We start from the raw sequence: 10,670 nt of genomic DNA, 5'->3' as shown, positions 1-10,670 counted from the left end.
GGGCCAGGTGGCCCAGCCCCACCCCGTCGCCCACCCACTCGCCCTGGCCGTCGGGGCCGCGGTGCGCCGCCGCCGCCAGCATCCGCGACAGCGTCTCCGCATCCCCCTCTCCCATCCACCCCGCTATCCCGCTCATGACGCGGCTCCCGTCGAAGCCCCGCTCAGCGGCCGCTGCTCCCGTGCGAGGTCCTCTTTTATCGCCTCGGCGACGGCGGGCAGAAATTCGACGCCGTCGGGATAGACGAGGCGCTTCACCGGCACTCGCTCCAGCGCCCGCGCGAACAACGCCATCCTGCGCGCCGCAAAGCCAGCTGCCTCGAGGGTTTGCGGCAAGAAGCTCCCGCGCACCAGCTCCATGATCCCCCTGCGCCGAGGGACCTCGGAGACGTCGACACGTGGATCGCCGCTCGTCGCGGCACGGCGCTCGGGCAGGTAGATGGCTCCGACCGGGCAGGGGCGATCGCAGAACGCCCCGAACTCTCCGCCTACCGGTACCATCCTCTTGGCGTAGCCCGGATGAGCGAGCGGCAGCGCCTGTACGGGACGACCGAAGTGGGAGGCCTGATCGGGCCAGAAGCGCATACAGGGCCAGCCCGGCAGCGCTTCCACCCGCTCTCCCTCGACCCTCAGCCCCGCCAGGTCGTCCGCGAGGAGCGCCCCTCCGGAGGTCATCACGGCGGCGGCGAGCGAGCTCTTGCCGGCGCGGTTGGTGGCCATGAAGACGGCCGCTTGGCCCTCCACCGCGACCGCGGAGGCGTGGAGCATCGGCAACCCTCGTCGCTCGAACCAGTACGACAGCACACTCCCCAGCAGGTGGATCTCCACCATGAAGGCGTACTCGGGATCGAGCAGGTGCGCGGTCACCGCGTCCTCCGAGATCTCGAAGTCGACCACCTCGCTGAAGCGCAGCAGATCTCGCCCGGCGAGCCGGTAGAGGGCCATGTACGGCGCCCCACTCTCCAAGCGGATCGGGCTTTCAAACACGAGCATATCCTGCGCGGGATCAATGGCAGGGAGGGGTGAGGCGTGGCACCGGAAGGTGAGATCGTAAGGCCCTGGATCGGTGCGCAACGGAGTTCGGAACTCGGAATCGCTCGCCAACCGCACCCCGTACAGCCGATAGGTGGACAGCGACCGGGGCGAAAGATGGGAGGAGTTGTTCATCGCGGACTCACCGTCTCCCTCGGACCGGCCACGATGAACCCGCGCTCCATGAGCTCTGCCGCAAACTGGCACAGGTCGGTACGAAGCTGATCGGGTTCGGCCGCGTACGTCGCCGCCATGGACTGCACCGCGGCCTCCATGGAATCGCACTTCACCAGAACCCGCCAGATGTCGGCAGAGGCGCCCGTGAGGCGCACCACCCTTTCCTGGCGGAGATCGGCGAGCAGCACCTCGCCCTCCCGATCAGCCCATAGAGTCGTGTCGGACAGCACCACCAGGCCGCCATCGGCCACCTGGACCTGGAGCGGCAACCGACCCGGGTCGGCCTCATGCCGATGCCGCAGGCAGCTGTCCGGCGGAACCAGGTGCCAGCCGACCTCGTCCCGCTGGGCGACCTCGTTCCACAGGGTGAACTCCGGCTCACTCCAGGCGAAGGCAAGCGGTTCGGGACGCCCCGTCCAGTACGCGGCCCCGGCAGTCCGCCCGCTCCACCGCGTCGACCAGTCCCGGTAGCCGTCACCGTAGAGGTCCGGCCCCGCATCCGTGAGGTCATGCGCCGCCACCGTCACGACTTCAGAATGGCGCGCTTCGATCGCCGCCCGAAGCGCGGGATGTGAGTACAGGTGCGCAAAGACAACGGACTTTTCGCCTCGAAGGGCAAAGAGATCGGCCCGGAATTGGTGAAAGCGAAGTCCGGTGAGCGAACAATCGTCCACCACCACAACCGGCGCCCCTTTCGCCGGCGGCCCGAGGGCGGTGGAAGGCAGGTCGAGGACGTAGCTCAACATCCCGAGCACGATCAGCCCGCCCCGGGGGATTCCGACGAAGTGCATCGAGCGCAGCTCCCGGAGGCCTAAACGCTCGACCAGACGCGCGCCCAGGAGCTCGCAGTCGCGCTCCGCCTCCGCGTAGTCGACGTACCTCAGTCGGGGTAGCTCCACCTCGATCTGCGCGGCCAGGATCCGGAGCCGCGGTAGCTCGTCGTCGCGGAAATGGCCGAGCACCGCGACACACTCCGGAGGATCCGGGCGGACCACCAGCACCGCCTGCGCCTCCTCCGGCCAGCCGGGCGTGGAGGCCAGCGCACGTGCCAGCGCAATCACGCGGTCTCGCCGGGCGGGGGACGGCCAAGGAAGCCGGTCGAGCGCGCGCAGCACATCACTGTTGAGGGTCAGCCCCAACGCTCGGGGAATGCGTGAGGACATCTAGTGTGAGACGGCGCCAGAGTGGCGAAGAGTTCGGCCGGCAAGCCAACAGGCGGCCCGCGGAGCGAACCAGGGGAGAAGCCTGAGAGATCGGACACATGGAAACCGCGTGCCGGAGCTCAGGGCCCGGTCCGCCCGTCCCTCCTGCAGACTCGGGTCATCCCACTACCCGCGCGGTTCGTCCCCGCACCCAAACGCCCGTGCTCGGGGCAACGTCGAACCCTGTGGGAGCGGTGACATCGGCCTCGGCCTCCCGCTCTCCGGAGTCGGCACCTTCAGCCCCGAGGATTCCATGTCTCTCTCACGATCTACCACAAACCGGGTGCTCTGCGCACTCGCCGTCGCCGTCCTGACCGGATGTCATCACCGGAGCGGCCCCACCTCCGAATACGTGGGCAGCACGCGCCTGGACGATGGAGCAGAGCCGGTCGGGGTGTCGCGCGTGATCGACCGGCCGACCGCCGTGGAGGCGGAGCGCGCCGCGGAACGCATCAGGTCGGTGGCACCCACCTCGCGCATCGAGGATCTCTTCAGCGGGCGATACGCCGGGCTCAACGTATACCGCACCGCCACCGGCGGCATCGAAATGCGCCTTCGGGGCGTGGAGCCGTTGCTGGTGATCGATGGCCTGGAAGCCGATCCGGTGGCGCTGCTCACCATCCGCCCGGAGTCGCTGGTCCGCATCGAGGTGCTGCGGAACATCAGCGACACGGCGCTCTACGGCAGCCGGGGGGTGAATGGGGTCGTGCGGGTGACAACGCGGCGGTGACCCCGGAACAGCCGTGGTGCGGCGCGCTGCCGTTTCGCTTGAACGGGAAACAGTTGCGGGCCGGTGATGGTGCCGGCCCGCGGATGTAACGGGCAACTCTGGAGGGGAGATCTCCAGCAAGCTGGAACTCAGCTCACGCGGTGCCCATGTCTCTCCTACCTCCGCGCTCCACACCACCACCTGCGGCAGGAAGGATCCGGAGCTCAGGCAGCGAGGAACTCGGACCCGCGCGACAGCGCGATCGCGTCGCCGCTGGTGGCCGAGAGCTCACATCGCTTTACCCCCGATAGCTGACTCGCAGTATCCGATTGCCTTTGTCGTCGCTGATCAGAATCGATCCGTCGGGCATCTGCAGCACATCCACGGGACGGCCCGCCGCCGCTCTGCCCGCTTCCGCGCCGCCCGGCGCACCAGAGTCCCGGTTGGGCAGGAACCCGCCGTCCAGGAAGGGCTCGTAGCTCGTCACCCGCCGCCCGTCCGTACGCGCCACCATGACCCGATATCCGTTCGGGGCCGATCGGTTCCACGATCCGTGGAGGGCGATGAAGGCAGCGTTCCGATAGCTCTCGGGGAACATGTCGCCCGTGTAGAAGGTGATCCCCAGCGGCGCCACATGCGGGCCGAGCTTCTGCACGGGCGTCACCGTCGTGGAGCATGCTCGCCGTGCGCCGAACTCAGGGTCCGCGATATCACCCTGGTGGCAGAACGGATAGCCGAAATGCAGACCGGGCTCCGGCGCGACGTTGAGCTCGTCGTTCGGCACGTCGTCACCCAGCATGTCGCGGCCGTTGTCGGTGAACCAGAGCTCGTTGGTGACCGGGTGCCAGGCGAAGCCCACGGTGTTGCGGATTCCTTCGGCAAACACCTCGAGGTTCGATCCATCCGGCTGCATCCGCAGAATCGCCGCGGTCATGGGCGGGGGCTCGCAGACATTGCAGGGCGCGCCGGAGGAAATGTACAGCAGACCGTCGGGACCGAAGTCGATGAACTTCCACGAATGCACCCGATCCGGGTTCGGCAGGTTGTCGCGGACCACGACCGGCTCCGGCGGCGAATCGAGGTGGCTCTCGATGTCGTCGTACCGCAGGATCCGACTCGCGGTCGCCACGTAAAGCGCACCGTCGCGGAAGGCAACCCCGTTGGGCTGATCGAGGCCGCTGGCGATCACGACCGTTCGCTCCGCGACGTAGTCGCCGTCGGCATCGATGAGGGCATGCACCTTGTCGCCGGTCCTCGACCCGACGAACACGGTGCCCTGGTCACCGAGGGCCATCGAGCGGGCGTTCTCGACGTTCTCGGCGAAGACCGAGACCTCGAATCCCTCGGGAACGATCCATTGCCCCTGCGCCTGGGCATACGCCCGATCGGAGAAAACGAGGGCAGCGGGGATCATGAGGCAGATCCCTGCACCCCGCAGTGACGACTTCGAAGCGATCATGATGGTGCGCCTTGAGCGTTGAGAGTTCTCATCCTTTTGACGGTTCTGCGCCGCGATACGAGGTGGTGCCCTCGATCGGCATCCACGCCTGACTCAGAATCCCTTGCTCCGCGTTCGGTCGCTGCAGTGCAATCTGCTGGAATAATGATGGATCTCGATCTGATCTACCGCCGGTACGACGGAGTTGTTGGAGAGCGGCGCTCGAGGTGCCACGGCATGAAGGGCGGGTTGCTCCCGGATGCCCTGCGCCAACGCTCAGCGGCGTAAGCCCACGTCCGCCTGGGGCCGCTTGTCGATCTTATCCGTCTCGTTTAGAGTTCATGCGCCCGTCCGTCCGGACGGGAATCTCATACCCACAGATCGATTCCGCCAAGGCCGCCGTGGCGCTGAACTTTTGCCGCGACGGCCGGTGGACGAGGTATATCCGGAGCATCCATATATGCCCGTGCTGACGCGTACCGTCGCTCTGCTCGTATTGTCGAACGTGTTCATGACCTTCGCCTGGTACGGGCACCTGAAGAACCTGAGCCATCGTGCCTGGTACGTGGCGGCGATTGCGAGCTGGTCGGTCGCGCTCTTCGAGTATCTGCTGCAGGTTCCGGCAAACCGCATCGGCTTCACCGCCCTGACCCTGCCGCAGCTCAAGATCCTGCAGGAGGTGATCACGCTCGCCGTCTTCATCCCCTTCGCCATCTTCTACATGCGACAGCCGATCAGCCTGAACTTCCTCTGGGCGGGGTTGTGTTTGGTCGGGGCGGTTTACTTCGTGTTCAGAGGATAGGCCGATGTCGCGGGCGCCGGCATCCGGCCAGCCTCAGCGGATGGCCTCGTCCGGCATCTCAAAGCTGAGCTGCGGATTGGCGGGCATCACGTCGGGAATCGCCCCGGTCTCCTCCTGCAGCCGCCGGAGCTCGGCCTTGAGCTCCGCCAGCTTTTCCGCGTGAGCCGGGTCATCGATCAGATTCCGCTGCTCCTTGGGATCCACCGCCAGGTGGTATAGCTCCGCACGCTCAGTGTCCGGATACCCCTCCCCGTTCGGGTAGTGGATGTACTTCCACTCCCTCGTGCGCACCGACCGCACGTTCGGCGTGTAGGGGAACTGCTCCTCGAAGTTGTACTGGTAATAGATCGATTCCCTCCATCGCTGCCTGTCTCCGTTGGCGAGCCCGACGACGGAGCGCCCCTGCATCTCCGGGGTGACGTTCTCGACTCCGACTAGAGCCAGCACCGTCGGCGCGACATCGATGTTCATCACCATCTCGTCGATCACCTTCCCCGCCCCGAGCCCTTCCGGATAGCGAATGAGCAGCGGAATGCGGATGCTCTCCTCCCAGGCGGTGCGCTTGTCGATGGAGGCCTTCTCTCCCAGCAGGAAACCGTTGTCCCCCGCGAAAATGAAGATTGTGTTCTCGAGCTCCCCCTTGGCGCGCAGCGCCTCGTAGATCTCCCCCACGCTGTCGTCCACCGAGGGGAGGACCTGGTGATAGGTCTTGATGAAGGTCTCGTAGTCGTAGGTCTCGTATAGCGGACCATCGATCCCATGCCAGGTCGCAACGCGCCGCTTCACCCACTCGGGAAGTCCCTCCGTGTATAGCGACTCCGTAGGCGGTTTGGTGAGCTGGATGTCACCGTACAGGCTGGCGTACTTGGGCTCCGGGATCCACTTTCCATGCGGCGCTTTATGGCCGATCTGGAGCGAGAAGGGACCCCGTACGGAGCGGATCCAATCGACCGCCAGATCGGTGACCACATGCGTGTAGTAGCCTTCGATCACCTGGCGTCGCCCTGCGACGTTGAAAGAGACCGAATCGATGCTCTCGGTGCCGTCGACGGCGCGCGAGATGTTGAACTCGGTATTGTCGTAATGGCCCTGACCCGCATGGCTGGCCCAGTAGTCAAAGGGAGGGCGATGCGAGTCGTCCCCCTCCCCCATGTGCCACTTCCCGATATAGGCGGTCTTGTAGCCGGCGTTCTTCAGGTGGGTGTGATAGCTCGGCAGGCGGGCGGCTGGATACTGGGTAAAGTTGTCGCGCACACCGTGGATCTGCGGGTACATCCCGCTGAGGTAGCTCGCGCGGCTGGGCGAGCAGAGCGACCAGGTGCAGAAGGCGTTCGCGAAGCGCACCCCTTCCGTCGCCAGCCGGTCCATGTTGGGCGTCTGCAGCGCTGGGAAGAAGCGCTCCGAGTCCGGCAGAACACTCAACGTGTCCCACCGCTGGTCGTCGGTCAGGATGAAGACCACGTTGGGCTGACGGGCGGTGGCGTCACGGGTGCCGCACCCCGTCAGGTAGAATGATGCCGCCGTCGTGGCGGAGGTCGAGAGGAACTTTCTGCGGGTGATGTGTCGCATCGCTCTATCTGGTAGCGAGCGTGGAAACGGGGGTGTGGTCCGGCGATCCGATGCAGAACCGTGGCCAGGGCGTGAAATGGTCGTTCAGTTCTTGTTGCTCGGGCATGTTGCCGAAGGGCGACCCGAGCTGCAAAACAAAACGCCCGCGGTCGGCGAAATTACCGAACCACGGGCGTTTCTGGGCAGTGCCCCCGACAGGACTCGAACCTGTGGCCCCAAGTTTAGGAAACTTGTGCTCTATCCAACTGAGCTACGGAGGCATCATCCCCGAAGGGAATCACTAAAATAACGCCTTCGAGGCCCCGGGTCCATCCGTCGGCGAGCAGTCTGGGCCCCTTCCTCAGCGGGGGGAGCGGCGCGCCTGGGCGTAACCCAGGGCGTACCCGGTGATCAGCAACTGGAGCGGATCGCCCTGCTCCGCCGCCTCCAGCGGGCGCCCGCTACGCAGCGCTCCCGCGATGCGCTCGAGCCGCTCGGCGACCTCCACCATCGGATCGACAGAGTCATTCGCCGCCGACCGCGCCACCGGTTCGCTCTCCAGGGTCGTTACCTCCAGCGCCTCTTCCTCCTCGACCCCGCCGGCAGCGGCCCCAGATTCCCACTCGCTCAGCGGCAGCGCTGCGGCCTCGACCGCTTCCCGCGGCGTCTCCTCCGTCTCGACCTCTCCGAACAGCATCCCCTCCTCCTCACCCTCGAGCCCCAGATCCGGCGCGGCGACCTCGTCACCGGCCACCGCCGCCTCGGACGCCTCAGCAGAGCTCGCCGCCACGCCCTCGTCCCAGGGACGGTCCTGCGCGCTGGTCTCGGCATCGGCCCAGGCGGTCGGGTCGCCGCCAGCCGCGGCCTCGGCCTCGGGGGGTGCGGCCTCTTCCACGGTGGCCTCCCCGCCCCACGCCTCCCCGCCCCGCTCCGCGTGTTCTTCCGCCCAGCTCTCCGAACCCGTCCAGCTTCCCTCCACCGACTCGGCGTCTACTTGGAAGCCCGTTCGCTCCTCCTCGACCCCCTCCACCGCGAACAGTGACACCTCTATCACCCCTTCCTGCCCCTCGCTCACCGCATCCGCTGGCGCGGCTTCCGCCGGGGCGACCTCCGCAGACGCGGCGGCCGCCTCGGCGGCGTCGATCTCGCCCTGGGAGGCCGGCTCCCCGATCCAGCTCAGGTGCTGTACGGACGCCTCCTCCTCGACGGAGTACGACTGCGCCGGGGCCGACAGCTCTCCCGTGTCTACCCCGGGCCTCCAGGCCTCAGCCTGGCCGTCCTCGTCGGGCTCGGGCGCGCTCGGGCTCAGCCAGGGGAAGTCGTCGGAGGGCCAGTCCGATTCGGGGAAGGAATCCAGTCCACCGGCCGCGGCAGCGACCTCGTCTTCCCGGGCCTCGACCGTACCCTCACTCTCAGCCGCGCCTTCGGCGGCCCAGGGCGTCTCGCCCGCACTCGCAGCGTGCCACGGCGCGTCGCCCACAGGCCCTTCGATCGGTACCTCAGCGGCCGGCTCGGCCTCCGAAGAGGCGGGGCCGGTGGCACCTGCGGCAAGAGGATCGTAAGCGCCGCCCACGAAAGGCGCCGCGAGCTCATCGGCATCTCCCAGCGGGCTCCCGCTCACCGGCCGGCGTGGAGAAATGGCCGGTCCGAGGAACGGCAGGTCGTCGGAGGGGATGGCACCCGGAGTGTCATGGTTCATGGAATCACCCTGGCTAGCCGGAGCGTGAGTGGCATCGGCCCCCGACGGACGGGCGGAACCTGCAGCCAAATGCCGATGACCCGAATGTCACCCGCGCGTGCGGACGATCACCCGGAGTAACCCGGGCCCGTACCGCCGCCATTTCCCTCTTCGGCCCAGCCAAACCGGCCGAGCAGCGGCACGAACTTGCAGTCCAGCACCTCTTCGTAGATCACGTCGTCGGGGATGCGCCGCACCAGCATCAGGCGCTGGGTCTCGCGCGAACCCACCGGGATCAGCATGCGGCCCCCGACGGCGAGCTGGTCGAGCAGTGGCTCCGGAACCTCCGGGCCCCCCGCCGCCACCAGAATCGCATCGTACGGCGCAAAACGGCGCCAACCGATCGTCCCGTCCCCCACCAGCAGCGCCACGTTAGAGATCCTCAGCCGCTCCAGGATCTCCCGGGCGCGCACCGCCAACTCACGCACACGCTCGACGGAGTAGACGTGCGCCACGAGCTGCGCCAGCACCGCGGTCTGGAATCCTGAGCCTGTGCCGATCTCGAGCACGCGATCGGTCGGCTTCAGCTCCAGGAGCTGCATGTATAGCGCCTGCAGCGAGGGCTGCGAGGCGGTCTGACCGAAGCCGATCGGGATCGGGGCGTCCTCGTAGGCGCGGTGCCAGACCGCCTGCGGCAGGAATTCGTGCCGCGGTACCACGTCGAAGGCGCGCAGGACCTCCAGGTCGCGAATCCCCTTCTCCCGGATTTTTTCGATGAGCAGGCGGCGCTGCGCTACGTACCGGTCGCTCATGGTTGCAGCCCCCAATCCTGCACCGCGGAAAGCAGGCGGTAGTTCGTCAGGTCGAGGTGCAGTGGCGTGACCGAGATGTATCCCTCGTGCACGGCGTGGAAGTCGGTCCCCTCCTCAGCCGTCCACTCGACGCCGCCGCCCCCGATCCAGAAGTACTCGCGGCCGCTCGGATCCTCCGCCCGCGTGATCGAATCGGTGTACACCCGTCGACCCAGTCGGGTCACCCGCACCCCCTTCACCTCCGCCGGATCCACCGCGGGAAGATTCACGTTCAGTAGAGTCTCGGGTGGAAAAGAGTCGCGCTTCACGATCTGCCGGAGCAGCCGCCGCAGCAGCGGCCCGTACGCGACGATCTCCTCGGGCTCGCGCCCGACGTAGGAGATCGCCATCGCGGGAATGCCCAGGATGGTCGCTTCCATCGCCCCGGCGACCGTGCCCGAATACAACACGTCCTCCCCCATGTTCGGGCCATGGTTCACACCGGAGAGAACAAAGTCCGGCCGGCGCTCCAGCAGCATCCCTACGGCGAGCGCCACGCAATCGGTAGGGGTCCCTTCGATCGATTGCATGCGCTCCGAGATGTGATGGCGCCGGACGGGGAAATGCATGGTGAGCGAGTGACTGGTCGCACTCTGCTCGCGCTCCGGCGCCACGATCGTGACCTCTCCCAGCTCCTCTGCCGACTCGGCGAGCACCTTCAGCCCCAGGGCTCGATAACCATCGTCGTTGGTGCAGAGGATCAGCATCTGGGATAACGCACGGGCGACTGCGCTCGAGTAGGCCCCGGTACGGACGAGGGCCGCCGATGGGGTCGGCGGCCCTCCGGCGGCACGCAAACTCCGTTGGGCGATTGGGTTGGCAATCTATTCCCGGCCCGGTCGACGGTCAACGCCGGCCGGGTCGAGCAGCGCCTCGATCGCTTGCATTTCCTGCCGAAGGGTGCGCAGGAAGGTGCGCTCCAGCGCGCGGCTCGATTGCTCTTGCGCGGTGCCCTCCGCCTTCAGCTCCTCCACCCGGCGACGGGCACCCTCGAGCGTGTACCGCTCCTCGTACACCAGCTTCCGAATGAGGGCGATGAGCTCGAGCTCGCGGGCCTGGTAGACCCGGTTGCCGGCCCGGTTCTTGGTGGGCGAGAGCTCCGGAAATTGGGTCTCCCAGTAGCGGAGCACGTGCGGCTTGAGGTCGAGCATCTCGCAGACCTCGCCAATCGAGTAGAACGCCCGTCGGCGTCGCATCCCCTCCGCGAGCCGGCCACGACCTCGACGCTTTCTGCCG

At 67.0% G+C, this 10,670-nt stretch carries 10 protein-coding genes and 1 tRNA gene; 2 read left to right on the top strand and 9 right to left on the bottom strand.

Going from position 1 to position 10,670, the window contains the following annotated elements; translation table 11 throughout:
- Positions 1-132 precede the first annotated feature (132 nt).
- Entirely contained in the window at positions 133-1,164 is a 1,032-nt protein-coding gene (locus VF167_12680) for a hypothetical protein (protein HEX6926267.1), read from the bottom strand.
- Positions 1,161-2,369: a PqqD family peptide modification chaperone gene (locus VF167_12675; protein HEX6926266.1), complete on the bottom strand. Its 1,209-nt coding sequence runs from the start codon at positions 2,367-2,369 to the stop codon at positions 1,161-1,163. The genes VF167_12680 and VF167_12675 overlap by 4 nt, the downstream gene beginning before the upstream one ends.
- Before the next feature lie 292 nt (positions 2,370-2,661).
- Here VF167_12675 and VF167_12670 point away from each other — a divergent pair, with 292 nt between their 5' ends.
- Complete coding sequence (locus VF167_12670) at positions 2,662-3,138, top strand: TonB-dependent receptor plug domain-containing protein (GenBank protein ID HEX6926265.1); 477 nt, start codon at positions 2,662-2,664, stop codon at positions 3,136-3,138.
- 277 nt (positions 3,139-3,415) lie between these two features.
- Here VF167_12670 and VF167_12665 read toward each other — a convergent pair whose 3' ends face one another.
- Positions 3,416-4,576 (bottom strand): sorbosone dehydrogenase family protein, encoded by a 1,161-nt coding sequence (locus VF167_12665; GenBank protein HEX6926264.1) that lies wholly within the window; start codon positions 4,574-4,576, stop codon positions 3,416-3,418.
- Between the two features lie 445 nt (positions 4,577-5,021).
- Here VF167_12665 and VF167_12660 point away from each other — a divergent pair, with 445 nt between their 5' ends.
- Positions 5,022-5,357: a DMT family protein gene (locus tag VF167_12660; protein HEX6926263.1), complete on the top strand. Its 336-nt coding sequence runs from the start codon at positions 5,022-5,024 to the stop codon at positions 5,355-5,357.
- Positions 5,358-5,390: 33 nt separating this feature from the next.
- Here VF167_12660 and VF167_12655 read toward each other — a convergent pair whose 3' ends face one another.
- The 6 genes from VF167_12655 to VF167_12630 all read right to left on the bottom strand — a co-directional run bounded on the left by VF167_12655 (position 5,391) and on the right by VF167_12630 (position 10,630).
- The gene (locus tag VF167_12655) at positions 5,391-6,926 is read right to left on the bottom strand and encodes a sulfatase (protein HEX6926262.1); all 1,536 of its coding nucleotides are present in this window, start codon (positions 6,924-6,926) and stop codon (positions 5,391-5,393) included.
- Positions 6,927-7,112: 186 nt separating this feature from the next.
- Positions 7,113-7,186 (bottom strand) — tRNA-Arg (locus tag VF167_12650).
- Between the two features lie 80 nt (positions 7,187-7,266).
- Positions 7,267-8,604 (bottom strand): hypothetical protein, encoded by a 1,338-nt coding sequence (locus VF167_12645; protein HEX6926261.1) that lies wholly within the window; start codon positions 8,602-8,604, stop codon positions 7,267-7,269.
- Positions 8,605-8,711: 107 nt separating this feature from the next.
- A complete protein-coding gene (locus VF167_12640) occupies positions 8,712-9,395 on the bottom strand; it encodes a protein-L-isoaspartate(D-aspartate) O-methyltransferase (GenBank protein HEX6926260.1) in 684 nt (227 codons plus the stop codon).
- Positions 9,392-10,141, bottom strand: a complete 750-nt coding sequence (surE, locus tag VF167_12635; GenBank protein HEX6926259.1) for a 5'/3'-nucleotidase SurE — start codon at positions 10,139-10,141, stop codon at positions 9,392-9,394. Before surE ends, VF167_12640 begins: the two co-directional genes overlap by 4 nt.
- Positions 10,142-10,258: 117 nt before the next feature.
- Positions 10,259-10,630 carry a MerR family transcriptional regulator gene (locus VF167_12630; GenBank protein ID HEX6926258.1) on the bottom strand — a complete coding sequence of 124 codons (372 nt, stop codon included), beginning with the start codon at positions 10,628-10,630 and terminating at the stop codon, positions 10,259-10,261.
- Between the last annotated feature and the right edge of the window lie 40 nt (positions 10,631-10,670).

The sequence above is a fragment of the Longimicrobiaceae bacterium genome, assembly GCA_036375715.1.
GTDB lineage: Bacteria > Gemmatimonadota > Gemmatimonadetes > Longimicrobiales > Longimicrobiaceae > DASVBS01.
Note: the sequence above shows the minus strand (reverse complement) of the source record. Positions and strands in the feature narration are given on the sequence as shown.